A 24,748-nucleotide genomic window follows, 5' to 3' on the forward strand; every position below is an offset into this window, starting at 1 on the left:
GAGGACCTGATCCACCACTCACGGATCGGGATCCATCCCGGCCCGGCGCGCACCCGTCGGCTATCGTTTCGGGTCCACCGGTGCGGTATCGCCGACACACGACGGCGCTGAGGACGGGGGAACGGACATGGTCCGGCGCACACCGGAGACCGACAGGACCGAGGGCGGGCCGGTGCCTGCCGGGGCCGGGGCCACGCTGGTCGACGATCTCGCCGCCCGCATCCGGGACATGATCATGGGTGGGGACATCCCGATCGGTGGCCAGTTGCGCCAGGCCGAGCTCGCCACCCTGTTCGGGGTCAGCCGCACCCCGATCCGCGAGGCGATCCGCCAGCTGCAGAACGGCGGGCTGATCGCGGTGCACCCGCACCGCGGCGCCGTCGTGCGGGTTCCCGCGCCGTGGGAGGTCCGGGAGGCCTACGAGGTGCGCGCCGAGCTCGAGGCGCTCGCCGCCCGCCGCGCGGTCGCCCGGATCACCCGCGAGCAGCTCGACGAGCTGGCGAGCGACAACCGGGAGATGTACGAGCAGTCCGCCGCCCAGGGAGAGGGCCGCACACCGGTGCACCGGGCGGCCAACGACGCGTTCCACACCCTGATCGCCGGGGTCGCGGGCAACGCCCGGCTGACCCGCTCCATCGAGGAGATCAACGGCGCGTTCCCGCGCAACGTGTCCTCCCAGCTGATCGTCAACGACAGCCGGCACCGCGACGAGAATTTCGCCGAGCACGAGCGGATCGTCGCCGCGCTGCGCTCGGGTGACGCCGACACCGCGGCCGCCGAGATGCGGGCGCACGTGATCGCGGCCGGTGATGCGCTGGCCCGCTGGTACGAGCAGCGCTCGTCCACGGTCTTCTTCGGCTGAACCGGGCCCGCCGGTCGTCCGGGTCATGGCGCGGACAGGCGTCGGGTGACGTCGACGAAGTCCAGGTCGGGGCGATCGATCCCGTCGCACAGGTCGGCCGCCGCCTCCCCGACAGCGGGCCCGAACTTGAATCCGTGGCCCGAGCATGCCGCGGCGACCACCACCTGCGGGGTGCCCGGTAGCGCCCCGATCACGAAGCGGCGGTCCGCGGTCATCGTGTAGAGGCAGGCGGTCGCCTCGGCGACGTCGGTGCGCGGGTCGGCCGACACCCCCGGCACGTGCCGGGTCATCAGCGCGCACAGCTCGGCGATCTCGTCCGCGCCGGCCGGGTCGACCGGGCGCTCGGGGTCCCACTGCCGTTCGGTGTCGGTGCCGGCCTTGAACCCGCTGCCGGCCACGTCGGGCAGTCCGAACATGAGTCCCTGTGGCCGGTGCACCGAGAACGCGGGGAGCGACGGGGGAGCGGCGATCCGGTCTCCCGGGCGCAGCGTGACGGTGAGGATCCGCCAGGTCGTGAACAGCCCGCCGAGCTCGGGTGCCAGCTCGGGTACCCAGCCGGCGGTGGCGACGACCAGGCGCCGGGCCCGCACGCTGCGTCGTCCGGTGTGGACCACGACGCCCGTGTCCGGCCCGGAGCCGGTGGTCGTCCAGCGCAGCACGGGCTCGTCGAACATCAGCTCGGCGCCGTCCGCGCGGGCGGCCGCGCGGGCCGTGTGCAACGCGGTCCCGGCCTCCAGTACCCCGGCGGCCGGGTCGGCGACGGCGTGCCAGCCATCCGGCAGCGACAGTCCCGGGGCGAGCTCGCGCAGCCGGCCGGGATCGGAGACGGTCTCGCAGCCCGGGCCCTGCAGCTGCCCGGGCTCGGGATGGGCGTAGAGCCCGCCGGTGCGGTGCAGCAACGGCACGCCGCTGCGCCGCTCCCAGCGCCGCCACCCGGCGTAGGCCCGCTCGACCAGCGGATTCCACACCGGGTTCGGGTAGGCGCGGCGGATCATGCGGGTCCGCCCGTGCGAGGAGCCGCGCAGGTGTCCCTCGCCGAACCGGTCGAACCCGATCACCCGCCGGCCGCGTGCCGCCAGCTCGTACGCGGTGGCGGTGCCGTGCACGCCCAGCCCGGCGACGACGACGTCGGCGTCGAGATCACCGCGGGTCACCGGGGCCCCGCGGTGATCGTGTCCACGACCGACAGCAGGGCGTCGAGGTCGTCGGCGTCGTTGTAGACGTGCATCGAGGCGCGCACGATCGCGGGCACCTCGCGCGCGCCGAGATCCCACTGGCCGTGGCTCGCCGGGACGGTCACGACCCGGATCCGCGCCGCGGCGAGGTGGTTCTTGACCTCGGCGGGCTCGACGCCGTCGACGGTGAAGGTGACCATCCCCGAGCTGCTCGCGGCCGGGTCGCGCACGGTCACGCCGGGCCGCGAACGCAGCTGCTCGCGCAGGCTCGCGCCGAGCGCGACCAGGTGTGCCGCGGTGACGCCGAGACCCCGCTCGATCGTCTCCCGGACCGCGACCCCCAGCCCGAGCCGGCAGGCGACCGAGTGCTCCCAGGTCTCGAAACGGCGTGCGGTCCCGGACAGGGTCCACTCGCGCTCCGCGGTCCACGCGGCACCTCGCACGTCCGGTGCGCGCGGCTCGAGCGCCGGCAGGACGTCCGGGTGCACCCAGGCGAAGGCGGTACCCCGCGGGGCCCGCAGGAACTTGCGCCCGGTGGTGACCAGGACGTCGCACCCGATCTCGCCGACGTCGACGGGTAGGTGGCCGACCGACTGGGTGGCGTCGACGACGAGGCGGGCCCCGTGCCGGCGGGTCAGCGCGCCGAGCGCGGCGACCGGCTCGACGAGCCCGCACGACGTCGGCAGGTGCGCCACGAACACGATCGCCGGTCCGCCGTCCCGCAGGGTCGCCTCGAGCGCGCCGAGATCGACGGCGCCGGTCGCGGGATCGAGGGGCAGGATCTCGAGCCCGGCCCCGGTGCGCCGGGCGTGGGCCATGAGGTGCAGCGCGTGGCTCACGTAGGCCGAGCGGCTCACCAGCAGCCGTGGTGTCCCGGCGCCGAGGAGCGCGTCGACCAGCACGCGCAGCCCGGTGGTGGCGGTGTCGAACAACGCGATCTCCGCCGAGCGGGCGCCGACGAGCTCGGCGATGTCGTCGTAGACGGCCTCGGTCCGGTCGCTCACCGCGGCGGCGGCCTCGTAGCCGCCGTCGCGCTCCTCGCGACGGAGGTGCTCGACCACGGTGTCGACGACGGCGGCGGTCGGCAGTGCCGCGCCGGCCGCGTTGAGGTGGTGCGACTCGGTGACGCCGGGGGTGCGGGCCCGCTCGGCGGCGACGTCGATCGCCGGTGCGGGCGCCGCCTCGACGATCGGCCGGGTGAGCGGTCCGGTGATCGACTCGGGGCTCACAGCGCCACCACGACGGCCCGGGACTCGACGAAGCCCAGCAGTGCCTCGTCACCGAGGTCGCGGCCGAGACCGCTGCCCTTGACCCCGCCGAACGACAGGGCCGGATCGAACACGTTGTAGGTGTTGACCCACACGGTTCCGACGTCGAGACGCGCGGCGGTGCGGTGTGCGCGGCCGAGGTCGCGGGTCCAGATCCCGGCGGCGAGCCCGTAGCCGGAGTCGTTCGCGAGACCGACGGCGTCGTCCTCGTCGTCGAAGGCGAGCACGCCGAGGACCGGTCCGAAGATCTCCTCGCGGGCGATCACCATGTCGTTCGTGACGCCGGTGAACAGGGTGGGCTCGACGTAGTAGCCCGGTCCGTCCGGCGAGCCACCGCCGACGACGAGCTCGGCGCCCTCGACCCGGCCGGTGTCGATGTAGCCGAGCACCTGGCTGCGTTGCTCCTCGGAGACCAGCGGGCCGACCGAGATCCCACCGGCCAGCCCGTCGCCCATCGGGACCCGGCCGACGGCGACCTGCAGCCGCTCGGTGAGCTCGGGCAGGGTCGAGCGCTGCACGAGCAGCCTGCTGCCCGCGGTGCACATCTGGCCGGAGTGCCCGAACGAGGCGCGCATCGCGGTGGTGACGACGGCGTCGAGGTCGGCGTCGTCGAAGACGATGTTGGCGCTCTTGCCGCCCAGCTCCAGCGTCGAGTGCGCGAGCCGGCCGGCCGCGGTGACGCCGACCTCCCGGCCGACGGCGGTGCTGCCGGTGAACGACACCGCCGCGACACCGGGATGGGCGGTCAGCGCGGCGCCGACCCGGCCGTCGCCGGTCAGCACGTTCACCACGCCCGGCGGGACGCCCGCCTCGGTCAGCAGCCCGGCCAGCCGCAGCATCGTCAGCGGTGTCTGCTCGGCGGGCTTGACCACCACCGGGCAGCCGGCCGCGAGGGCCGGGGCGAGCTTGAACGCGGCGGTCATGATCGGGAAGTTCCACGGCAGGATCAGCGCGGCCACCCCGACCGGCCGCACCGTCGTGTAGACGTGGTGGCCCCCGCCGTCGATCGGGACCGTACTGCCGGTCAACCGGCTCGGGGCACCGGCGAAATGCCGGAACGTGCGCGCCGCCTGGCCGGTGTCGGCCCGCGAGCGCTCGATCGGCTTGCCGTTGTCGCGGGTCTCGAGGATCGCGAGGTCCTCGAGGTCCCGCTCGATCAGGTCGGCGACCCGGTGCAGCACGGCCGCCCGCTCCAGCGGGGCGAGCCCGGACCACCGGTGGTCCCGCAGCGCGGTCCCCGCGGCGGCGACGGCCGCGTCGACATCGGTGTCGCCGGCCTGCACGGCGTGGGTCAGAACCTCCTCGGTGGCCGGGTCGACGACGGGGAAGGTCGCCCGGTCGCCGGCCGGTATCCGGACCCCGTCGATGTACAGCTCGGTCGACGGCGCGAGCGAGGGCAACGAAGAACGCACGAACTCTCCCTGGCCAGACGATTATTGGATCCAACAGTACGGTTAGTTGGATCCGATATACAAGAGATTCCACACACATGCAGGTGCGAGTCGCGAACGAGACCGAACCGCCGAGCGCGAGCCGCATCCGGCGCCGGACGACTCCGACGTGCCGCACGGAACGCGCGATCGGGCGGCGGCGGCACGGTGCAGTTCGGGCGTGTTGCGGCACGGAACCCGACCGGGCCAGGGTGTGCACGATGATCGACCCAACCGGTGACGTGAGCGGTGGCTCCTCGGGGTTCCGTCGCCGGGTCCTGCTCGTCCTGTGCCTGACCGAGATCACCAGCTGGGGCGTGCTCTACTACGCGTTCCCGGTGCTCGCGCCGTCGATCTCGGCCGACACCGGCTGGTCGGTGAGCGCGGTGACCGGCGCGTTCTCCGCGGGCCTCGGGGTGTCCGCGCTGGCCGGGATCGTCGTGGGGCGGCTGCTGGACCGGTGGGGCCCGCGCTGGGTCATGACCGCCGGGTCGGTGCTGGGCGTGCCCGCCGTCGCCGCGATCGCGGTCGCCCCGACCTGGCCCTGGTTTCTCGCCGCCTGGCTGGTCGCGGGCCTCGCGCAGTCCGCGACGCTGTACCCGCCCGCGTTCGCGGCGCTGACCCGCTGGTGGGGCGAGGACCGGGTGCGCGCGCTGACCGCGCTCACCCTGGTCGGGGGGCTGGCGAGCACGGTGTTCGCGCCGCTCTCGGCGGCGCTGCTGGGCGGGTTCGGCTGGCGCGGGACCTACCTGGTGCTCGCCGTCGTCCTGCTGGTGGTGACGGTCCCGGCGCACCTGTTCGGCCTGCGCGGCCGGTGGCCTGCGGCACCCACGCCACCCGGGCCCGCGGACCCGGGCGCGATCGCGCGCAGCGGTGCGTTCCGGCTGACCGTGGCCGCGGTCTGCCTCGGTGCGTTCTGCGGGTTCGCGGTCGCGGTGAACCAGGTGCCGCTGCTGATCGAGCGGGGACTCGACGTGCAGACCGCGGCCTGGGCGCTCGGGCTCGGCGGGGTCGGGCAGGTCGCCGGCCGGGCGCTCTACACCCGGGCCGTGGGCAGGCTGGCCCCGCCGGGACGGGCGGTGCTCGTCCTGGCCGCGCTGGCCGTGTCGACCGCCCTGCTGGGGCTGCTGCCCGGCCCGGCGTGGCTGCTGGTCGGGGCGGCGGTGCTGACCGGCGCCGCCCGTGGCCTCATGACACTGGTGCAGGCGACGGCGGTGTCGGACCGCTGGCCGTCGCGGTTCTACGGCCGGCTCGGCGGGCTCCTGTCGGCGCCCGCGACGGTGGCGGTCGCCCTCTCCCCGTGGGCGGGTGCGGCCCTGGCCGGGCCGCTCGGCGGCTACCCGCAGCTGTTCGCGGTGCTGGCCGGGGCCGCGGCCCTCGGAGCGGTGCTGGCGGTGGGCACCCGGGTCGCGGTCAGCCCGGCACGGGGCGGTCGAGGTCCCCGTGACCGGCGGCGGGCAGGGTGACGGTGACGGCGAGCCCGCCCCGCTCGCGCGGGACGGCGCGTGCGGCACCCCCGTGCCCGTCCGCGATCGCGCGCACGATCGACAGTCCGAGTCCGTGTCCGCGCGGAGCCGAGCGCGTCCCGTTCCGCCGGAACCGCTCGAACAGCCGCTCGACCTCGTCGACGGCCGGCACGTCTCCGGTGTTCTCGACGACCAGCTCGGCGGCGCCGTCCCGGCCACGGACCGTCAGGGCCACCGATCCGCCACGGTGGTTGTGGCGGATCGCGTTGTGCAGCAGGTTCACCACCAGCAGGCGGAGGAGGTCGGCGTCGGCGAGGACGACGGCGGACCCGAGATCCCGGTGCATCGTGACCGACCGTCCGGCGGCCTCGGGCGCGACCTCGGCGAGAGCCTGCGCCGCGGTGTCGGCGAGGTCGACCGGCTCGACGGGCTCGAGCGCGTGCTCGGCCCTTGCGAGGGTGAGCAGGGCCTCCACCGTGGCGATGCTGTGCTCGTTGGCGGCCAGCAGTTTCCGGAGCAGGTCGGTGGGGTCGTGGGCACCGGGATGGGCCAGCGCGACCTGCCGCGCGGTGCGCGTCGCCGCCAGCGGGGTGCGCAGCTCGTGCGAGGCGTTCGCGGTGAACTGGCGCTGCGCGTCGAGGCCCGCCTGGAGTCGGTCGAGCATCGCGTCGACGGACGCCGACAGCCGGGTGAACTCGTCGTCGCGCCCGTCGCGCGGCCCCATCCGGATCCGCTCGTGCGGGTTCCCGTCGGCGATGTCGCGCGCGGTCGCCGTGATGCGGTGCACCGGGGCGAGTACCCGCCCCGCGACCACCCAGCCCAGCAGCGCGCCGAGCAGGACCAGGGCCGGCACCGCCACACCCGAGTAGCGGACCAGGGCGTGCAGGACGTCGGCGGTGCTCCGGACGGCGCCGTCGGGACTCCGCAGGAGGGCGGGGTCGACGGCGATCTCGGGCAGACCGGGAGGCACCTCGATCCCCGGGACCACCGTCCCGGCCGGATCCGTGCCCCCGCCGGACGGGCCCGCCGGCCCCGGACCGGGCGGAGCCACGGGGGCCCCACCGACCGGATCCTCGATCACCGGAACGCCCGGTGTGCCGGCGAGGTCGTAGGTCGGGACGTAGCGCATCAGGAGGTAGAGCGCGGCGACCATGACCACGCCGCAGGCGAGGGCCCCGGCGGCGATGAGGAGGGTGAGACGCAGTCGTACCGAGAACCGGCCGAGCAGCTGCCCGGGGAGCACCCCGCGGCCGCTCACGAGCCCGTCAGCCGGTAGCCGACGCCGGTGACGGTCTCCAGGACCGTCGGCTCACCGAGCTTGCGGCGCAGCGTCGACACCGTGATGCGCACGGCGTTGGTGAACGGGTCGGCGTGGGCGTCCCAGGCCTTCTCCAGCAGCTCCTCGGCGCTGACCACACCACCACCGGCCCGCACGAGCAGCTCGAGCACGGCGAACTCCTTGCGGGTCAGCCGGATCGGGATCTCACCGCGTCGCACGTCCCGGAACCGGGGATCGACCCGCAGGTCGCCGTGGGCGAGGACCGGGGGATGGGCGCGCACCGAGCGCCGGAACAGGGCGTGCAGCCGGGCCACCAGCTCGGGGAAGTCGAACGGCTTGACCAGGTAGTCGTCGGAGCCGATGCGCAGGCCCTCGACCCGGTCCGCGAGCCGGCCCGCCGCGGTCACCATCAGCACCCGGCAGTCCGGCCGGTCGGTGACGACGGTGCGGCAGACCTCGTCGCCGTGCACCCCGGGTATGTCGCGGTCGAGCACGACGACGTCGTAGTCGTGCAGGTCCACCAGCTCCAGCGCGCCGTGCCCGTCCGTGGCGAGGTCGACCGCCATCCCCTCCCGGCGCAGGCCCAGGACCAGGGACTCCGCGAGAAGGGCCTCGTCCTCCACCACCAGTACTCGCACGTCGCCCCTACCGTCTGCGGTCCCGCCCGGGCGCCCAGCATCGCGGTGATCGGTTATGGCGAGTGTATCGAGATCGACAGACGCTGCCGACAGGCTCGATGGGATCGACTCCGGGGTGTCCGGGACGCCCGTCACGGACACCGACGACGAACGGAGTCCACCCATGTCGATCTCGAAGTCCCTCGGCGGCGCCGTGGTCATGGCGGCGTTCGGCCTGCTCGCGCTCGGCGGGACCGCACTGGCCGACGCCGGGAGCAGCGTCCCGCCCCCGACCTGCGTCCCGGCCGGTGCGCCGGGTGTGCCCGTCGAGCCGGGCCCGGCCGCCCCCGGCGCCGCGACGGTGCCGGTGCTGCCGGAGTACCCCGGGGTCCCGGACTGCACCCCGGACTCGCTGCCGACCCCGGGCGTGCCCGCCGGCGGGTGACCCCACCGGCGTGACCACGGTCGGCCCGGCCCGCGGGGTGCCGGGCCGACCGGACCGGGGCCCCGTGCCCGGAGGCGTCGATCGATCCTGCCGGGTCCGGACCGCGGACCGGGCTACGGCGCCACGAGGTGGATCTCCGTGGCCCCGTGTCCTCCGCGCACGATTCCCGGCCAGACGGCGGCGGCCGCACCGAGACCGTCGAGGCGACGGACGGTGACCGTCTCGCGGGCCCACGCGAGAAGCCGGAGCCGGGTCCGCTCCCGCAGGAGCCGTACGGCATCGGTGCCCTGCTCGCGCTCCATCTCGGCCAGCCGTGGACCGGCGCCGTAGCGCTCCACCACCGGCGACGCCGGTCCCGCGTACTCCGCGGGGATCGGGCCGGCGAGACGGGTGCCGCCGATCCCCAGCGTGCGGGCCAGGGCGCCTCCGCACTGCGCCACGATCCGGCCCCGCAGCCGTGGGTCGCCGGCGATGTCGAGGAACACCGATCCGGGAGGCACCGACAGCGAGGACAGGTCGTCGTAGCCGACCAGGGCCGCGGCGTTCCCGCCCGGGGCGGACCGGTCCCCGGTCAGACCCGTGCAGGCCACTCCGGCCTCGGCGAGCAGGAAGGCGAGTGCCTGCCCCGTCTTGCTCCCGGCGCTGGAGATCAGTACGTGCTCGACCCCGGCGCCGACGAGGTCGGGTACGAGGGCGCTGGCGAGCGCCTCGATGTGGAGCGTCGCGAGCTCGAGACCGTCGGCGGGGGACTCGACGACCCGGTACTGCTGGTAGATCGGCGGCAGGTGGGAGCGGCCGGCGGAGGTCTCGACGAGCGTGCCGTCCGTACGCGGTTCCAGCGACATGGCCACGGTGGTCGCCATCGGCAGGTAGCCGATGACCCGGGTACCTTCCCGCGGACCCCCGCTCGCCCCGTCGACCACGGTCGCGTCCCCCCACACGGGTACGCGCATCCAGCCGGACGCCGCGGGGAAGGCCCGTCCGTGACCCAGCTGGTCCCGGGTACGGAAGTAGGAGACGTTGTTCGAGGTCACGGCGAACCGGTGGATCCGCAGGACGGAGGTCCCCCGGTCCGTCGGTGCGAGCGGCTCGTCGACGACGCGGGTCGTCCCGGGTCCGGCGGCGGTCGACACCTCCAGGACGCGCGAGTGGCCACGGCCGGCCCGCGCCGGGGGCCGGGACGTCGTGGTCATCGGCCGTTCAGCTCGTCCCAGAACGCGGACAGGGCCGCGGCGGCCGGGCGGGGATCCTCGAGGGGCCACCAGTGACCGACCCCCGCCAGCTCCGCGATCGTCGCGCCGCTGAGTTCTGCCATGCGTCGGTGCTGGTCGAGCGTCCCCGCCGAGGCGCCGGTGTCCGCCATGGCCAGCAGCGCGAGACCGGGCCGTCGTCGCGCCGCGGCCAGGCGTCGCCCGGCGTCCGCCATGACGGGCTGCGCCGCGGACCGCAGGAGGGTGAGGACCGCGCGCCCCATGCCGTCGTCGAAGCCCGCGGCGACGCGTTCGGCGGTGGGACCCGTCATGCCGATACCGGTGGCCACGGCCAGGCGGTGGTCCAGCGTCCCGCCGAAGATCTGCCGGACGGACTCCTCGCCCGCGCCCTCCTGCTGCCACGTCCTCGCCCGGTCGTGCCACTGGTAGTCGGGCGCGAAGAGCCCCAGTGCGGCGGAGGCCCAGCTGCGGATCAGGTCCGGCCGGCTCATGGCCACCTGGGCCACGTGCATGCCACCGAGTGAGTGGCCCACCAGGTCGACCGGCTCCCGGAACCGCTCCAGCATCGCGATCAGCCACTGCTGGTAGCCGTCGACGGTCGCGGCGAACCCGGACGGCGCGGGTTGCCCGAATCCGGGTGGGGACAGGGTGAGGACGTCCGTCCGGCCGAGCTGGGCGAGGAGCGGGTTCCAGACCTCCGCGGTCTCGGGGTTGCCGTGCACGAGGACGACGGGCGGACCGCTGTGCGACGATGAGTTGTGTGCATGCATGCAAGTAACATAGACACCGATGTGGTCCCTGTCATCCCGGGTGGGGGTCGGACGGACGGGGTCAGTGGCGCCCGGGCGCGACGGGCTCGAACGCCGCACCCGCGAACCGCACGGCCTCGGTGATGACGGCGTCCCGTCCGACGCCCGGTGGAAGCGCGGCGAGCTGGACGGAGGTTCCCCGGAGGAGGGCCATCACGACGGCCCCGGCGGCGGCGACGTCGAGGTCGGGACGTATCGACCCGTCGGAGCGCCCCCGCTCGATGGCCGCGGACAGGAACTGCTGGAAGTCGTCGTCGTGCTCACCGAACATCGGCTGCACCACCGGATCCGCTGCCAGCGCCTCCATCCACAGCTGGTGGAAGGCGCGGCTGGAGGGGGAGTGCCCGGCGGCCGTCGTCAGATAGGTGTGGACGACGCGGGTGACCTGCCGGAGGCCGTCGCCGTCGTACCCGGGCAGGTCCATGGTCCGCACCCGTTCGAGTACCGCCCTGACCAGCTGTTCGCGTCCGCCGAAGTGGTGGTAGACGATGCCGCGGCTGTAGCCGGCGACCTCTCCCACCCGGGCCAGGGTGAGCCGGCGGGACCCCGCGCCGGCGATCAGGTCGATCGCGGCGTCGACGACCCGTCGCTCGGTCTCGGCGCGTCGTTGATCCTGCGTCCGCCGGCCGCCGGAGGTGCCCAACCCTGCCCCCTGTCCGAGGTCGCCGCGTCGCCGGTGGCCCGGCGGACGTCGCTACGGTGTCACCCCGGACTCCGCGCCGCGGAGTCCCTGCCGGTGACCCCGACGGCCGGCGGGCGCGGGCCGACAGGACCGGACCGGACCGTTGCGGGCAACGCCGGGGAACCGGACGCGCGCAGTCGGACCGGATCGTGGCCGCAGGGGCACGAGGATGTCGACCGACCGGTGACGGTGAGCGCCACCCGCCGGTCGTCCTCCACCGAGTACCGACGTGGACTCGTTCTCCATCACGTGCCGGGAGAACCGGTCGGTGTCCGAGGGGGGACTTGAACCCCCACCCCCTTATACGGGGACTAGCACCTCAAGCTAGCGCGTCTGCCATTCCGCCACTCGGACGTCGCGATCTCTCGATCGCGTCGTGGGGGAAGCGTAGCCCAGCCCTGCGGCCGGGCTGCGGCGGGGTCGGCACGCGTCGCCGGTGGTAGAACGACGTCCATGACCGCTCCAGCGAACGACGATCCGAGCAGCGCCGAGGCCGAGGTCGTGCAGCTGTGTTCGGAGCTGATCCGGATCGACACGACCAACACCGCCGACCCCGAGACCCTCGCCGGGGAGGCCGAGGCCGCCGACTACGTGGCGGACAAGCTGCGTGAGGTCGGCTACGAGGTCGAGCTCGTCGAGTCCGGCATGCCGAAGCGGATGAACGTGATCGCCCGGCTGGAGGGCGCCGACCGCAGCCGCGGCGCGCTGCTGATGCACGGCCACCTCGACGTCGTCCCCGCGGACGCGGGCGAGTGGTCGGTGCACCCGTTCTCCGGGGCGGTGCAGGACGGCTACGTGTGGGGCCGCGGCGCCGTCGACATGAAGGACATGGACGCGATGATGCTGGCGGTAGCCCGCCGGTTCAAGCGTGAGGGCGTCGTCCCGCCGCGGGACATCGTGTGGGCCTTCGTCGCCGACGAGGAGGCCGGCGGCAGGTGGGGCGCGCAGTGGCTCGTCGAGCACCGGCCGGACCTCTTCGAGGGGTGCACCGAGGCCGTCGGCGAGGTCGGCGGGTTCTCGCTGACCCTCGGCGAGGACCAGCGGGCCTACCTGGTTGAGGCCGCGGAGAAGGGCATCGCCTGGATGCGGCTGCGGGCCAAGGGCAAGCCCGGCCACGGTTCGTTCCTGCACGACGACAACGCCGTCACCATCCTGGCCGAGGCCGTCGCGCGGCTCGGGAACCACACGTTCCCGCTGACGATCACCGACACGGTGCAGGCGTTCCTGGACCGGATGACCGAGCTGACCGGTGTCGAGTACCCGGAGGACGACCTCGAGGGCGCCCTGGCCAAGCTCGGACCGATCTCGCGGATCATCGGTGCCACCGTCCGGGACACCGCGAACCCGACGATGCTCCAGGCCGGGTACAGGGCCAACGTCATCCCGTCGACGGCGGAGGCGGTCGTCGACTGCCGGGTGCTGCCGGGCCGCGAGGAGGCGTTCCTGCGCGAGGTCGACGAGCTGCTCGGCCCGGACGTCGAGCGTGAGTGGGTCACCGACCTGCCCGCGGTGGAGACACCCTTCGAGGGCGCGCTGACCGACGCGATGCAGGCCGCGCTGCGCACCGAGGACCCGACCGCCGAGATCGTCCCCTACATGCTGTCCGGGGGGACCGACGCGAAGGCGTTCTCGACCCTGGGCATGAAGTGCTACGGCTTCGCGCCGCTGCGGCTGCCCCCGGAGCTGGACTTCGCGTCGCTGTTCCACGGCATCGACGAGCGGGTCCCGGTGGACGCGCTGCGGTTCGGCACCCGGGTGCTGGACCGCTTCCTGCGCACGGTCTGACCTCCGCTCCGGCGCCGTGACGGACCGGCCCGCGGGTGGCAGGGTGACGGTATGGATCTCTCGGGCAAGGTCGCCCTGGTCACCGGGGGCGCGTCGGGCATCGGCGCGGCCGCGGTGGACCGGCTGGCGGCGGCGGGTGCACGGATCGTGGTCGTCGACCGGGACGCCGACGGCGCCGCGGCCGTCGCGGAGCGGGTGGGTGGGCTCGCCCACCCGGCCGACGTCACCGACCCGGCGGCGATGGCCGGCGCGGTGGCCGCGGCGGAGGAGCGCTTCGGGCGGCTCGACGTCGTGCTGCTCAACGCCGGCACGACCGCCGGGCAGTCCGGCGTCGAGGACCTCGACCTGGAGGGGTACCGGCGCATCGTCGGGGTGAACCTGGACCACGTGGTGTTCGGGCTGAACGCCGCCGTGCCGGCGCTGCGCCGCGCCGGCGGCGGACACGTGGTGGCGACCGCCTCGCTGGCCGGGCTGATCGGTCTGCCCGGCGACGCGCTCTACACCGCGACCAAGCACGCCGTCGTCGGCTACGTCCGGGCCGCGGGCCCGGCGCTGGCGGGGGAGGGCATCCGGGTCACGGCGGTCTGCCCCGGGTTCGCCGACACCCCGCTGATCGGCAACGTGCGTGCCCAGTTCGGCGACTTCCCGCTGCTGGGGGCCGACGACGTCGCCGCCGGGATCGAGCAGATCCTGCAGCGGGGCGAGCCCGGCGAGTGCTGGTACGTCCAGCCCGGCCGCGAGCCCGCCCCCTACGGCGTCCGCGGGGTGCCCAGCCCGCGCGGGGCGGGTGCGCCGCCGGAGGTCGGGTGGAAGGACGCCTGAGGAACCGGGCTTGACCTGGACCGCGGTGCAGGTCACATCCTGGAGGGCATGGCCGAGCTGAACCACACCATCGTCCACTCCCGCGACAGTCGCGCCGGGGCCGCCTACCTGGCGGAGATCCTGGGGCTGCCCGAGCCGACGTCGTTCGGGCCGTTCCGGGTCGTGCGCGTCGCGAACGGTGTCGACCTGGACTTCATGGACGCCGACCCCGCCGCGATCGTCCCGCAGCACTACGCGTTCCTCGTCTCCGATGAGGAGTTCGACGCCGCGTTCGCCCGGATCACCGGACGCGGGCAGCAGTACTGGGCGGACCCCGGCAAGAGCCGTCCCGGCGAGCTCAACACCGATGACGGCGGCCGGGGTGTCTACTTCGACGACCCGTCCGGGCACCGGATGGAGATCATCACGGTGCCCTACGGCGGTTGAGCGCCGCCGGTCAGAAGGTGGGCTCCGGCAGCAGGCCCTGCCGGTCGTCCAGCCGTCGCCGGAGCACGATCTTGCGCACGCCGCCGGGGTAGAGCCGCAGCCGGGACAGCTCCCAGCCGGAGAACTCGGCCTGAATCGCCAGCCGCACCGACGCCGTGAGCCGGGAGACGTCGCCCTCGATGCGGACCGGGCGGTACTCGTACCGGTCGTCGGTCCAGCCGTCGCCGTCCCGAGTCCCGGCCACCCGATTCCCGGCGGCGGAGTCCTCCGACCCGTTCCCCGTGCCCTCGGTCATGCGTGCCTCCCGGTCGTGCCGTGCTCGTCGGTGCCCACCGGATGAACGGTGGGTGTCGCGTCGGGCATTCCCACTGTAAGGGGCGCCCCGGCCGGCGGGGGAGGCTCAGACGGGGTCGCTCACATCATCGAGCGCGGTGCGGATCTCGGCGGGCAGCACGAGGTCCTCGGCCGCGAGCGAGGCCCGCAGCTGGGCGGCGTCCCGCGCCCCGACGACGGCCGAGGCCACCCCCGGACGGTCCCGCACCCAGGTCAGCGCCACCGACAGCGGCGAGGTGCCGAGACCGTCGGCGGCGGTGAGCACCGACTGCACGATCCGTGCCGAGTGCTCGGTGCGGCGCGCCTCCACGTAGGACGCCAGCAGCGCGCTCGCGCCCCGCGAGTCGGCCGGGGTCCCGTCGGTGTACTTGCCGGTCAGCACCCCTCGCCCCAGCGGGGCCCAGGCCAGCAGCCCGAGGCCGTGGTGCCGGGCGGCGGGGAGCAGCTCGGCCTCCGGCTCCCGGGCGAGCAGGGAGTACTCCACCTGCGCCGACACCGGACGGCAGACCGCGGGGTCGGGCCCGGCCGCGGCGCTGCCCGCGACCGTCGCCAGCTGCCAGCCGGCCGGGGCCACCAGGCCGGCGTAGCGCACCCGTCCGGAGTAGACGGCGACCTGCACCGCGGACAGCGTCTCGTCCAGCGGCACCCGGGGGTCCCAGCCGGGGAACTGCCACAGGTCCAGGTGTTCGGTGCCGAGCCGCCGCAGGGTGTCGTCGAGCGACCGGAGAAGGGCCGAACGCGAGGCGGGCTCGGCGGCGCCGACGGTCGTGCCGCGCCCCGCGAGGACGAGGTCGTCGCGACGGACGGTGCCCCGCAGCAGCCCGCCGAGCACCTGCTGGGCGGCGCCGGCGCCGTAGTCCTCGGCGGTCTCGACCAGGGTCCCGCCGACGTCGGCGAACGCCTTGAGCTGGTCCGCCGCGTCAGCCGGGGAGGTGTCCTCGCCCCAGGTCATGGTGCCCAGGCCGACCCGCGACACCTCGAGGCCGCTGCCGCCCACCGGTCTGCGTTGCACGGTCGCCGAGCCTAGGCGCGCGGGCCGCCGGGACCGGTGAGGGCGCGCAGAGTGACGCCCGTCTCGGCGAGTACGGTGACGGCCCGTGATCATCCAGGAGCCGAGCCGTCAGGACCGGGCGACACCGGACCGGAGCACCCGGGACCGCGGCCGTGACGGGAGCCGTTCGTGAGCTGGCTGGAGGTCGTGGTCCTCGGGATCGTCCAGGGGCTGACCGAGTTCCTGCCGGTGTCGTCCTCGGCGCACCTGCGGATCGTCTCGGCGGTCGGGTTCGGCGGCGACCCGGGGGCCGCGTTCACCGCCGTCACCCAGATCGGCACCGAGGCCGCGGTGATCGTCTACTTCGCCAAGGACATCTGGCACCTGTTCACGACCTGGGTGCGCGGGTTCCGCGACGCCGGGGTGCGCGCGACCGACGACTACCGGCTGGCCTGGCTGGTCATCATCGGGTCGGTCCCGATCGCGGTGCTCGGGGTGCTGCTCAAGGACCAGATCGAGGGCGTCGCGCGGAACCTGTGGCTGGTCGCCGTGATGCTGATCGTGTTCGGTGTCCTGCTCGGGCTGGCCGAGCGGTTCGGGACGCAGACCAAGCCCATGGAGAAGATCACCTGGAAGGACGGTGTCCTGCTCGGCTTCGCCCAGGCGATGGCACTGATCCCGGGCGTCTCCCGGTCCGGCGGCACGATCACCGCGGGCCTGTTCCTGGGTCTGACCCGGCCCGCGGTCGCGCGGTACTCCTTCCTGCTGGCCATCCCGGCCGTGTTCGGGGCGGGCCTGTTCACCCTGCCCGACGTGTTCGCCGGCGACGGCCCGTCCGGGCCGCAGATGCTGGTCGCGGTGGTCATCGCGTTCGTCGTCGGCTACGCGGTGATCGCCTGGTTGCTGCGGTTCGTGGAGAACAACACCGTCTACGTCTTCGTGGCCTACCGGATCGCGCTGGGCGCCGCCCTGCTCGCCGCGCTCTCGCTCGGCGCGGTCAGCGCGTACTGATCGGCGGCGCGCCGCGTAGCCTCGTGCGACGTGACGACCTTGATCCTCCTGCGGCACGGCCGGTCCACCGCGAACACGGCGGGCGTGCTGGCCGGTCGCACCCCCGGTGTGGAGCTCGACGACCGCGGCCGGGAGCAGGCGGCGGCCGTCGTCGACCGCCTCGCCGCCCTGCCGATCGCCTCGGTCGTGACCTCCCCGATGGAGCGGTGCCGCCAGACCGTCGCGCCGCTCGTGGCGGCCCGCGGCCTGGAGCCGGTGGTCGAGGACGACCTCGCCGAGGTCGACTACGGCGCGTGGACCGGGCGGAAGATCACCGACCTGCTCAAGGAGGACCTGTGGAAGGTCGTCCAGGCGCACCCGTCGGCCGCGACCTTCCCGGACGGTGAGTCCCTGGCCGGGATGCAGGCCCGCTCGGTCGCGGCGATCCGCCGCCACGTCACCCGGGTCCGGGCCGAGCACGGTGACGACGCGATCCTGCTGGCCTGCAGCCACGGCGACGTGATCAAGGCGATCCTGGCCGACGCGCTGGCCAGCCACCTCGACAACTTCCAGCGGATCGTGGTCGACACCTGCTCGGTGAGCGTCGTCACCTACACCGAGCTGCGCCCGTTCGTCGCGCGGATGAACGAGCAGTCCGGCGACGTCGCGAGCCTGGTCCCGAAGCCGAAGCCCGCCGAGGGCGCGGAGCCGCCGGTGAACGCCTCCGACGCTGTGGTGGGGGGATCCACCAACGCCTGACGCGGGGTGATCCACCTCGCATCGCCGCGACGGCCGCACCCACGGGCGCCCGCGGGGATGCCCCCGGAGCCGGATACGCCTACCCTGGGAAAGGTCATGGCTCGCGTCATCCACGTCTTCCGCCGACCCGACCGCTTCGTGGCCGGGACCGTCGGCGAGCCCGGCGATCGAGCCTTCTACCTGCAGGCGATCGAGAGCAGCCGCACCATCAGCGTCCTGCTGGAGAAACAGCAGGTGTCGGTGCTGGCCGAACGCATCACGGCGCTGCTCGGCGAGGTGTCCAAACGCTTCGGCGAGGACAACCTGCTGGGCACCACGGTGGCCACCGGCTCGTCGGACAACGACCCGCTCGCGGTCCCGCTGGAGGAGGAGTTCCGGGTCGGGACCATGGGCCTGGGCTGGGACGCGGACTCGAGCTCGATCGTCGTCGAGCTGCTCGCGGTCACCGAGGAGGAGATCGACGAGTCGGTCGTGCTCGACGACACCGAGGAGGGACCGGACGCGCTGCGCGTGTTCCTGTCCCCGACGGCGGCGAAGTCCTTCGCCGAGCGCGCCGAGAAGGTCGTCGACGCCGGCCGCGCGCCGTGCCCGCTGTGTGCCGAGCCGCTCGACCCGGAGGGCCACGTCTGCGTGCGCCTCAACGGCTACCACGACCGCAACCCCGTGGCCGGGACGGAGTGACCCTCGACCTGCGCGACCCGGCCGTGTTCGAGGTCCTGCGCACCGGTCGCATGGACATCACCGGCCGGATGGTCGACGCGTCCAACGCGACCCTGTTCGGCACCGTCTCGCTCGACGGCGTCGACCTGCGCTGCGTGTACAAGCCGGTCCGCGGGGAGCGGCCGTTGTGGGACTTCCCGGACGGCACCCTCGCCGGGCGCGAGGTCGGCGCCTTCCTCGTCTCGCAGGTCTCGGGGCTGGACGTGGTGCCGCCCACCGTGCTGCGTGACGAGGCCCCGTTCGGACCCGGGATGGTGCAGGCCTGGGTCTCCTCGGGCGACGAGAGCGCCCTGACCGACCCGGCCGGCGACCTCGGTGACGAGCTCGACGGCGACGTCACCGAGGAGACCGTGCAGCTCGTCACCGAGTCGCTGGTCGAGCTGTGCGAACCGCACGAGATCCCGAGCGGCTGGCTGCCCGTGCTGCGCGCCCGCGACGGCGCCGGGGACCCGGTCGTGCTGGTGCACGCCGACGACCCGCAGCTGCGGGCGATGGCGCTGTTCGACGTCGTGGTCAACAACGCCGACCGCAAGGGCGGGCACGTGATCGTGGCCGGCGACGGCGGGGTCTACGGCGTCGACCACGGCCTGACCCTGCACTCCGAGCCGAAGCTGCGCACCGTCCTGTGGGGCTGGGTCGGTGACGAGCTCGGCGAGGAGCACACGGCCGTGCTCAAGGAGCTGCGCGCCCGGCTGGCGGACTCGTTCGCCGACGTGCTCGGCGCACACGTCACCCGCCGCGAGGTCGCGGCGATGCGCTCCCGGATCGACCGCCTGCTCGCCGAGCCGCGCTTCCCCGGCCCGGACGGTCACGGCCCGGCCATCCCCTGGCCCGCGTTCTAGCCGGTCACCTCCAGGATCGTGAGCCGCTGGGTCGCGCGGGTCATCGCGACGTAGAGGTCCGCGGGGTCGGTCGCCCGGATCCGCTCCGGGTCGACGATCACGACGGCGTCGAACTCCAGGCCCTTCGCCGAGACCGGGGTGTGCACCGGTACGCCCGGAGACCCCGCGTCCGTCCCCGGCGGGGCGATCACGGTGACGGTCCCGCCGGGGGTGCGGGCCCGCTCGTCGTCGACGATCCGGCGGACCGCGGCGGCGAGCTCCCCGGCCGGGACCGTGTGCGTCCGGGGCGGTTCACCGGTGCTGCGCACCGACTCCGGCGGGCGACGGTCCGGGGCGTAGGTCGCCAGTACCCGTGCGGCGGCGTCCATGATCTCCGAGGGCGTCCGGTAGTTCACCGTCAGCGTGCGGTGGGTCCACCGTCCGGCCAGGTGCGGGGCGAGCACGTCGTCCCAGGCCCGGGCACCGGCCGGGGCACTGCGCTGGGCGAGGTCGCCGACCGCGGTGATCGACCGCGCCGGGCAGCGCCGGAGCAGCACGTGCCAGTCCATCGCGGACAGCTCCTGCGCCTCGTCGACGACGAGGTGCCCGTAGCGCCAGTCGCGGTCGGCGGCCGCGCGCTCGGCCACGGTCAGCGGCACCCCGGCGACGTGGCGACGGGCGAGCATGTCGGCGGTCACGAAGTCGGTGGGGCGCAGCTCGTCGGGGTCCTCCCCGGCCAGCGACCGGTCCGCGGACTCGAGCACGGTCAGGACCTCGGCGGCGTAGGCGCTGTCCGGCTCCGCGGCCGCGGCCGGTGCGGACCCAGGGACCGGGCCCAGGAGCTCGGCCAGCTCGTCGAGCAACGGCGCGTCGGCCACCGTCCACGGGGCGCCCGGCGCGCGGTGCAGCGCGGACAGGTCCTCCCCGGCCCCGGCGGAGGCCAACCGGTCGAGGTCGGCGTACAGCTCGGTCAGCGCGCGCCGGGGGGTCAGCACCGGCCACAGCGCCTCGACGGCGTCGTGGAACCGCGGGTCGGTGCGCACCGCGTCGCGCAGCTCCGCCCGCATCTCGGCCGACACCTCGGCCGCCCCGGCGGGCTCGATCTCCGGGATGTCCAGCCCGGCGAGCAGCTCCGCGAGCTCCGGCGGGTCCTCGAGCCCGACCTCGAGCCGCTCCAGCCCCTGGTCCACGAGCAGACGTCCGAGGGTGTCGCGGAACGTGGCGCGGGCGGTGTTGTGCGGCCGCCCGGTCGCGCGGGCCCGGCGGCGCGCCTCGGCGGCCAGCGCCGTGTCGATCTCGACGGTGACGTCGTCCATCTCGATCGCGACCGGTGCCCCGGGCAGCTGCTGACGGTCGTCGACGGCGCGGCGCAGCACGTCGACCATGGTGAGGTCGCCCTTGAGCCGGGCCGTCCCCGGCGGGTCGGTCGCCTCCGCGACGACGCCGTGCGCGAGGCGTCCCGGGGTGGTGAACACGACCGCGGACTCGCCGAGCGCGGGCAGCACCCCGCCGACGTAGTGCACGAACCCCGCGCTCGGTCCGACGACGAGCACGCCGCTGCGTGCCAGCCGCTCGCGGTGGGTGTAGAGCAGGTACGCGATCCGGTGCAGCGCGACGGCGGTCTTGCCGGTCCCCGGCCCGCCCTCGATCACGACGGTGCCCGACAGCGGCAACCGGATGATCTCGTCCTGCTCGGACTGGATCGTCGTGACGATGTCGCACATCCGCGTGCCGCGCGGCGCGGTGAGCGCGGCGAGCAGTGCCGGGTCCGACGCCGACACCGTGACCGGGCCCGCGGCGGCACCCTCGGTGCCGGTGCCGGTGCCGATGTCGATGTCGAGGAGGTCGTCGTGGAAGGCCACGACGCGCTCCTGCGGGGCGGTACCCGCGACCGTGTAGTGCCGGCGCCGGCCCACGCCGAGCGGGGTGACCGGCGTGGCGCAGTAGAACGGCCGCGCCGCCGGGGCCCGCCAGTCGACCAGCGCGCTCTCGCCGTCGCCCGGGTCGGTCAGCCCGATCCGGCCCGCCCGGGTCGGGGCCGGGGCACCCGGGCCGCCTGCGGCCCCGGCGGGGTCGAGACGGCCGAAGCACAGCCCGGCCCGGGCCGCGGTGAGCGCCCGCGCCCGCTCCGACCAGCGCTGCACCGAGACCTCGCGCTCCCAGCGGGCGCTCAGCTGCTCCCCGGCCCGCTCGGCCGCGGCGCCGCGGGCGAAGCCGTCGGCGTCGGCCAGCTCCGCGTCGAGCAGGGCGTGCAGCCACCGCAGGTTCCGGGTCTCCTCGGCGAGCTCCGCCTCGTACCCGGAGTCGGGGGTCGCCGGGGGCTTCCCGGCCGTGTTATACTTGAGGTGCAGGTCCACGTTCTCGTGTTCTGAGCGCACCCCGTAGAGTAGCGCGATCCTGCCGCTCTCCGCATGTCCGTGCAGGTCATCGTCGTCGGCGGCGGAGAAGACCGACGGTCTCGAGGACCGCCATCGCCGTCGCGAAGGTCCCGAACACCAAGCCCAGCACCCGTGCGTCCAGCGCCAGCCCCAGGGCCGCACCGGCCACCGTGCCGGGCGCCGAGGTCACCGCCAGCAGCGTGCCCCAGCGTGCCGAGGCGGTGCCCTGACGCAGGTGCACGACGGTGCCGACGATCGAGTTCGGGATGAACGTCAGCAACGAGGTCCCGGCGGCCACGTGCAGGTCGGTGCCGAACAGCAGCACCATCGCGGGCACCGCCAGCAGCCCGCCGCCCAGCCCCATCGCCCCGGCCCAGGCGCCGATGACCAGGCCGGTCAGCGTCGCCGTCGGGTAGAGGAACCACGGCTGCGCGACCAGCCACGGGGGCACCAGCGCCCCGGCCAGCAGCGGCACGCCCAGCGCGTCGACGACGAGCTTCGCCGCCGTCAGCACCAGGACGGCGACCAGCAGCACCCGCAGCAGGGTCTCCGACGCGCGGGCCAGCAGCTTCGGGCCGACCCAGCCGCCCACGGTCCCGCCGACGATCAGACCGGCCCCGGTCCGCAGGTCCAGCGCACCGCCGGCGAGGGCGTAGGCGGCCGCCCCCGCGACGCAGACGCCGATGTTCGAGATCGTCGTCGACCCGTGGATCCGGGCCCGGGTCAACCGGGTGAACCGGGCGAGCGCGGGCACGAACAGCACCCCGCTGCCGCCACCGATCATGCCGCCGACGACGCCGCCGACGAGCCCGACCACCCCCACCGGTCCGACGCGGCCGTCCTGGTCGGTGTCGGGGGAGAGGCGGACCATCGGGCCAGTGTCGCCCCCGCACGCCGCACGGGCGTGCACCGTCCCAGCGGGCGGGAACCGGGATACGGTCGGCCCATGACCTTCCCCGCCCCGCAGCGGATCACCGTCCCCGGCACGACGCTGCCCGAGGTCACACTCTCCGTGCACGACACCGGCGGCGACGGCGCGCCGGTCGTGTTGCTGCACGGCTGGCCGGACCGCGCCACCCTCTGGACCCACCAGGTGTCCGCGCTCGCCGAGGCCGGGTACCGGGTCGTCGTCCCGGACCTGCGCGGCTTCGGCGACTCCGACCGGCCCGCGGAGGTCGAGCACTACCGGATGCGCGCCCTGGTCGCCGACGTCCTCGGCGTCGCCGACGCGCTGGGGATCGACCGGTTCGCCCTGGCCGGACACGACTGGGGCGCCTCGCTCGGCTGGGCCGTCACGCTGGCCTCCCCGCGGGTCACCCGCTACGCCGCCTACTCCGTCGGGCACCCCGTCGCGTTCGCCACCGCCGGGTTCCGGCAGAAGGCGATGTCCTGGTACATGCTCTGGTTCCAGTTCCCCGGGGTCGCCGAGAAGGTGATCCCGGCGGATGACTGGCAGTTCCTGCGCGGCTGGCTGCACGCGTCGCTGCCCGAGGACCACCCGCTGCCGCGGCGCCAGCTCGCCGACCTGTCCCGGCCGGGCGCGCTGACGGCGTCGCTGAACTGGTACCGCGCCAACATCGACCCGGCGACGTTCGTCCCGACCTCGATCCCGCAGCTGCCGCGGATCACGGTGCCGGTCCTGGGCGTGTGGAGCGCCGGCGACGCCGCCCTCACCGAGGGCCAGATGCGACGCTCGTCGGAGTTCGTGGACGACTTCCGGTTCGAGCGCGTCGAGGGCTGCGGGCACTGGATCCCGGAGGAGGCGCCGGAGCGGGCGACCGAGCTGCTGACCGGCTTCCTGGCCGCCGGGGACCGGGACGATCGGCCGGCGGGAACCCGGCCGTGACCAACGGGACACGACCGTCCCGCGCGCGCCCCACCCGCGCCGGGCCAGGATGGGGTCCGGCCCGGATCGGCCCGCGCCGGGCGGGCGCGCACATCGGACGCACCGACCGCGGACGCACCGACCACGGACGTATCGACCACGGACGTATCGACACCCACGCATCGACACGGAGGACGCACTGATGGCGGAGAAGAGCCGGATCGGGGTCACCGGGCTGGCGGTGATGGGGGCCAACCTGGCCCGCAACATGGCCCGCCGCGGTTTCCCGGTGGCGGTGCACAACCGCACCACCGCGAAGACGACCGAGTTCATCAAGGACTACGGCGACGAGGGGGCCTTCACCGGCACCGAGTCGCTGCAGGAGTTCGTGGACGCGCTGGAGACCCCGCGCAAGATCGTCGTGATGGTCAAGGCCGGCAAGCCGGTCGACGCCGTCATCGACGAGCTCGCGCCGCTGCTCGACCAGGGCGACATCATCATCGACGCCGGCAACTCGCACTTCCCCGACACCGACCGTCGCGCCGCGTACTGCGAGGAGCGGGGACTGCGGTTCATGGGGATCGGCGTGTCCGGCGGTGAGGAGGGTGCCCTCAACGGGCCGAGCATCATGCCCGGCGGTCCGCAGGAGGCCTACGGCGAGGTCGAGGAGATCCTCACCGCGATCGCCGCGAACGTCGACGGCACCCCGTGCTGCACCCACGTCGGCCCCGGCGGCGCCGGGCACTACGTCAAGATGGTGCACAACGGCATCGAGTACGCCGACATCCAGCTCATCGCCGAGGCCTACGACCTGCTCACGCACGTCGCCGGACTCTCGGCGCCGGAGATCGGGAAGATCTTCGAGGAGTGGAACACCGGCGACCTGGAGTCGTTCCTCATCGAGATCACCGGCATCGTGCTGGCCAAGACCGACGAGCGGACCGGGAAGCCGCTGGTCGACGTGATCGTCGACCAGGCCGAGCAGAAGGGCACCGGCCGCTGGACGGCCATCGACGCGCTCGACCTCGGTGTCCCGCTGACCGGCATCACCGAGGCCGTGTTCGCCCGGACGCTGTCCAACCTGCGCGACGAGCGCAAGGAGGCCTCGACCACGCTGGGCGGCCCGACCCCGGGCTCGGGGGAGAACCGCGACGAGCTGGTCGAGGACATCCGCCAGGCGCTCTACGCGTCCAAGGTCGTCGCCTACGCCCAGGGCTTCGCGCAGATGCGCGCCGCCTCCCGGGCCAACGACTGGGACCTCGACCTCGGTGCGATGGCCCGGATCTGGCGCGGCGGCTGCATCATCCGCGCCCAGTTCCTCAACCGGATCACCGAGGCCTACGAGTCGCACCCGGACCTGGACAACCTGCTGATGGTCCCGTACTTCACCGAGGCCGTGGCGAACGCGCAGGACGCGTGGCGCCGGGTCGTGGTGACCGCGACCGAGCAGGGCGTGGCGATCCCCGCGTTCTCCTCCAGCCTGTCCTACTACGACGGCTACCGGCGCGAGCGCGGCCCGGCCAACCTCATCCAGGGCCTGCGCGACTACTTCGGTGCGCACACCTACGCGCGCACCGACGCCGACGGCGCGTTCCACACCCGCTGGAGCCAGGACGGCAGCGAGGTCGCCGCGGACTGACCCCGCGGTCCCCGC

24 protein-coding genes and 1 tRNA gene are annotated in these 24,748 nt (G+C 74.3%); 12 read left to right on the forward strand and 13 right to left on the reverse strand.

The genetic code is table 11. The annotated features are described in order from the left end of the window. The first annotated feature begins 127 nt into the window (after positions 1-127). Positions 128-862 carry a GntR family transcriptional regulator gene (locus tag KPF47_RS26140; RefSeq protein WP_224391462.1) on the forward strand — a complete coding sequence of 245 codons (735 nt, stop codon included), beginning with the start codon at positions 128-130 and terminating at the stop codon, positions 860-862. Positions 863-885: 23 nt separating this feature from the next. Here KPF47_RS26140 and KPF47_RS26145 read toward each other — a convergent pair whose 3' ends face one another. The 3 genes from KPF47_RS26145 to KPF47_RS26155 are packed head-to-tail and all read right to left on the reverse strand — an operon-like array spanning position 886 to position 4,717. Next, entirely contained in the window at positions 886-2,016 is a 1,131-nt protein-coding gene (locus tag KPF47_RS26145) for an FAD-dependent oxidoreductase (RefSeq protein ID WP_224391464.1), read from the reverse strand. After that, positions 2,013-3,266: an aminotransferase class V-fold PLP-dependent enzyme gene (locus tag KPF47_RS26150; protein WP_224391466.1), complete on the reverse strand. Its 1,254-nt coding sequence runs from the start codon at positions 3,264-3,266 to the stop codon at positions 2,013-2,015. Before KPF47_RS26150 ends, KPF47_RS26145 begins: the two co-directional genes overlap by 4 nt. After that, entirely contained in the window at positions 3,263-4,717 is a 1,455-nt protein-coding gene (locus KPF47_RS26155; protein ID WP_224391467.1) for an aldehyde dehydrogenase family protein, read from the reverse strand. Before KPF47_RS26155 ends, KPF47_RS26150 begins: the two co-directional genes overlap by 4 nt. Before the next feature lie 239 nt (positions 4,718-4,956). Here KPF47_RS26155 and KPF47_RS26160 point away from each other — a divergent pair, with 239 nt between their 5' ends. Further along, on the forward strand, positions 4,957-6,201 hold the full coding sequence (locus KPF47_RS26160) for an MFS transporter (protein WP_224391469.1): 1,245 nt from the start codon (positions 4,957-4,959) through the stop codon (positions 6,199-6,201). Here the strand turns inward: KPF47_RS26160 and KPF47_RS26165 are convergent. Together KPF47_RS26165 and KPF47_RS26170 are read right to left on the reverse strand one after the other, a co-directional pair. Continuing rightward, complete coding sequence (locus tag KPF47_RS26165) at positions 6,149-7,459, reverse strand: HAMP domain-containing sensor histidine kinase (RefSeq protein WP_224391471.1); 1,311 nt, start codon at positions 7,457-7,459, stop codon at positions 6,149-6,151. The genes KPF47_RS26160 and KPF47_RS26165 overlap by 53 nt on opposite strands. Next, the gene (locus tag KPF47_RS26170) at positions 7,456-8,118 is read right to left on the reverse strand and encodes a response regulator transcription factor (protein ID WP_224391473.1); all 663 of its coding nucleotides are present in this window, start codon (positions 8,116-8,118) and stop codon (positions 7,456-7,458) included. The genes KPF47_RS26165 and KPF47_RS26170 overlap by 4 nt, the downstream gene beginning before the upstream one ends. A 163-nt stretch (positions 8,119-8,281) precedes the next feature. Here KPF47_RS26170 and KPF47_RS26175 point away from each other — a divergent pair, with 163 nt between their 5' ends. Then, positions 8,282-8,542, forward strand: coding sequence for a hypothetical protein (locus KPF47_RS26175; protein ID WP_224391475.1), 261 nt, complete (start codon positions 8,282-8,284; stop codon positions 8,540-8,542). 113 nt (positions 8,543-8,655) lie between these two features. Here the strand turns inward: KPF47_RS26175 and KPF47_RS26180 are convergent, their stop codons facing one another. The 4 genes from KPF47_RS26180 to KPF47_RS26195 form a co-directional block, all read right to left on the reverse strand. Next, positions 8,656-9,735 (reverse strand): DUF2855 family protein, encoded by a 1,080-nt coding sequence (locus KPF47_RS26180; protein ID WP_224391476.1) that lies wholly within the window; start codon positions 9,733-9,735, stop codon positions 8,656-8,658. Next, positions 9,732-10,523: an alpha/beta fold hydrolase gene (locus tag KPF47_RS26185; RefSeq protein WP_224391478.1), complete on the reverse strand. Its 792-nt coding sequence runs from the start codon at positions 10,521-10,523 to the stop codon at positions 9,732-9,734. The genes KPF47_RS26180 and KPF47_RS26185 overlap by 4 nt, the downstream gene beginning before the upstream one ends. 61 nt (positions 10,524-10,584) lie before the next feature. Next, entirely contained in the window at positions 10,585-11,205 is a 621-nt protein-coding gene (locus tag KPF47_RS26190; protein WP_224391480.1) for a TetR/AcrR family transcriptional regulator, read from the reverse strand. 308 nt (positions 11,206-11,513) lie between these two features. After that, positions 11,514-11,598 (reverse strand) — tRNA-Leu (locus tag KPF47_RS26195). Positions 11,599-11,697: 99 nt separating this feature from the next. Here KPF47_RS26195 and KPF47_RS26200 point away from each other — a divergent pair. The 3 genes from KPF47_RS26200 to KPF47_RS26210 are packed head-to-tail and all read left to right on the forward strand — an operon-like array spanning position 11,698 to position 14,277. Then, entirely contained in the window at positions 11,698-13,029 is a 1,332-nt protein-coding gene (locus KPF47_RS26200) for a M20/M25/M40 family metallo-hydrolase (RefSeq protein WP_224391482.1), read from the forward strand. Between the two features lie 51 nt (positions 13,030-13,080). Continuing rightward, positions 13,081-13,851 (forward strand): SDR family oxidoreductase, encoded by a 771-nt coding sequence (locus tag KPF47_RS26205; RefSeq protein WP_224391483.1) that lies wholly within the window; start codon positions 13,081-13,083, stop codon positions 13,849-13,851. Positions 13,852-13,899: 48 nt separating this feature from the next. Then, complete coding sequence (locus KPF47_RS26210) at positions 13,900-14,277, forward strand: VOC family protein (RefSeq protein WP_224391484.1); 378 nt, start codon at positions 13,900-13,902, stop codon at positions 14,275-14,277. Between the two features lie 10 nt (positions 14,278-14,287). On the opposite strand, the gene KPF47_RS26215 is transcribed toward KPF47_RS26210, so the two are convergent. Continuing rightward, positions 14,288-14,572, reverse strand: coding sequence for a DUF5703 family protein (locus KPF47_RS26215; RefSeq protein ID WP_255660500.1), 285 nt, complete (start codon positions 14,570-14,572; stop codon positions 14,288-14,290). Between the two features lie 105 nt (positions 14,573-14,677). Then, positions 14,678-15,622, reverse strand: a complete 945-nt coding sequence (locus tag KPF47_RS26220) for an aldo/keto reductase (RefSeq protein ID WP_224391485.1) — start codon at positions 15,620-15,622, stop codon at positions 14,678-14,680. A gap of 168 nt (positions 15,623-15,790) precedes the next feature. Between KPF47_RS26220 and KPF47_RS26225 the strand changes: the two genes are divergently transcribed. The 4 genes from KPF47_RS26225 to KPF47_RS26240 all read left to right on the forward strand — a co-directional run bounded on the left by KPF47_RS26225 (position 15,791) and on the right by KPF47_RS26240 (position 18,912). Beyond that, positions 15,791-16,612: an undecaprenyl-diphosphate phosphatase gene (locus tag KPF47_RS26225; protein ID WP_224391486.1), complete on the forward strand. Its 822-nt coding sequence runs from the start codon at positions 15,791-15,793 to the stop codon at positions 16,610-16,612. A 30-nt stretch (positions 16,613-16,642) separates the two neighbouring features. Then, entirely contained in the window at positions 16,643-17,350 is a 708-nt protein-coding gene (locus KPF47_RS26230; RefSeq protein ID WP_224391487.1) for a histidine phosphatase family protein, read from the forward strand. Between the two features lie 96 nt (positions 17,351-17,446). Then, positions 17,447-18,031: a DUF3090 domain-containing protein gene (locus KPF47_RS26235; RefSeq protein WP_060710949.1), complete on the forward strand. Its 585-nt coding sequence runs from the start codon at positions 17,447-17,449 to the stop codon at positions 18,029-18,031. Further along, the gene (locus KPF47_RS26240) at positions 18,028-18,912 is read left to right on the forward strand and encodes an SCO1664 family protein (protein WP_308015495.1); all 885 of its coding nucleotides are present in this window, start codon (positions 18,028-18,030) and stop codon (positions 18,910-18,912) included. The genes KPF47_RS26235 and KPF47_RS26240 overlap by 4 nt, the downstream gene beginning before the upstream one ends. Here the strand turns inward: KPF47_RS26240 and KPF47_RS39765 are convergent. Together KPF47_RS39765 and KPF47_RS26255 are read right to left on the reverse strand one after the other, a co-directional pair. Next, positions 18,909-21,269: a UvrD-helicase domain-containing protein gene (locus tag KPF47_RS39765; RefSeq protein ID WP_308015496.1), complete on the reverse strand. Its 2,361-nt coding sequence runs from the start codon at positions 21,267-21,269 to the stop codon at positions 18,909-18,911. The genes KPF47_RS26240 and KPF47_RS39765 overlap by 4 nt on opposite strands. A 46-nt stretch (positions 21,270-21,315) precedes the next feature. Continuing rightward, positions 21,316-22,140, reverse strand: a complete 825-nt coding sequence (locus KPF47_RS26255) for a sulfite exporter TauE/SafE family protein (RefSeq protein WP_224391488.1) — start codon at positions 22,138-22,140, stop codon at positions 21,316-21,318. A gap of 75 nt (positions 22,141-22,215) precedes the next feature. Between KPF47_RS26255 and KPF47_RS26260 the strand changes: the two genes are divergently transcribed. Together KPF47_RS26260 and gndA are read left to right on the forward strand one after the other, a co-directional pair. Beyond that, entirely contained in the window at positions 22,216-23,115 is a 900-nt protein-coding gene (locus KPF47_RS26260) for an alpha/beta fold hydrolase (protein ID WP_224391490.1), read from the forward strand. Between the two features lie 181 nt (positions 23,116-23,296). Further along, positions 23,297-24,733 carry an NADP-dependent phosphogluconate dehydrogenase gene (gene gndA, locus KPF47_RS26265; RefSeq protein ID WP_224391491.1) on the forward strand — a complete coding sequence of 479 codons (1,437 nt, stop codon included), beginning with the start codon at positions 23,297-23,299 and terminating at the stop codon, positions 24,731-24,733. Positions 24,734-24,748: the final 15 nt, after the last annotated feature.

This window comes from Pseudonocardia sp. ICBG1293, assembly GCF_020131355.1.
Taxonomy (GTDB): Bacteria; Actinomycetota; Actinomycetes; order Mycobacteriales; family Pseudonocardiaceae; genus Pseudonocardia.

Excerpts from the sequence above, each read along its gene's own strand:
- KPF47_RS26215 (WP_255660500.1), bottom strand. The coding sequence starts at position 14,572 with ATGACCGAGGGCACGGGGAACGGGTCGGAGGACTCCGCCGCCGGGAAT.
- KPF47_RS26160 (WP_224391469.1), top strand. The coding sequence starts at position 4,957 with ATGATCGACCCAACCGGTGACGTGAGCGGTGGCTCCTCGGGGTTCCGT.
- KPF47_RS26260 (WP_224391490.1), top strand. The coding sequence starts at position 22,216 with ATGACCTTCCCCGCCCCGCAGCGGATCACCGTCCCCGGCACGACGCTG.
- gndA (WP_224391491.1), top strand. The coding sequence starts at position 23,297 with ATGGCGGAGAAGAGCCGGATCGGGGTCACCGGGCTGGCGGTGATGGGG.
- KPF47_RS26200 (WP_224391482.1), top strand. The coding sequence starts at position 11,698 with ATGACCGCTCCAGCGAACGACGATCCGAGCAGCGCCGAGGCCGAGGTC.
- KPF47_RS26205 (WP_224391483.1), top strand. The coding sequence starts at position 13,081 with ATGGATCTCTCGGGCAAGGTCGCCCTGGTCACCGGGGGCGCGTCGGGC.
- KPF47_RS26255 (WP_224391488.1), bottom strand. The coding sequence starts at position 22,140 with ATGGTCCGCCTCTCCCCCGACACCGACCAGGACGGCCGCGTCGGACCG.
- KPF47_RS26180 (WP_224391476.1), bottom strand. The coding sequence starts at position 9,735 with ATGACCACGACGTCCCGGCCCCCGGCGCGGGCCGGCCGTGGCCACTCG.
- KPF47_RS26185 (WP_224391478.1), bottom strand. The coding sequence starts at position 10,523 with ATGCATGCACACAACTCATCGTCGCACAGCGGTCCGCCCGTCGTCCTC.
- KPF47_RS26210 (WP_224391484.1), top strand. The coding sequence starts at position 13,900 with ATGGCCGAGCTGAACCACACCATCGTCCACTCCCGCGACAGTCGCGCC.
- KPF47_RS26140 (WP_224391462.1), top strand. The coding sequence starts at position 128 with ATGGTCCGGCGCACACCGGAGACCGACAGGACCGAGGGCGGGCCGGTG.
- KPF47_RS26175 (WP_224391475.1), top strand. The coding sequence starts at position 8,282 with ATGTCGATCTCGAAGTCCCTCGGCGGCGCCGTGGTCATGGCGGCGTTC.
- KPF47_RS26235 (WP_060710949.1), top strand. The coding sequence starts at position 17,447 with ATGGCTCGCGTCATCCACGTCTTCCGCCGACCCGACCGCTTCGTGGCC.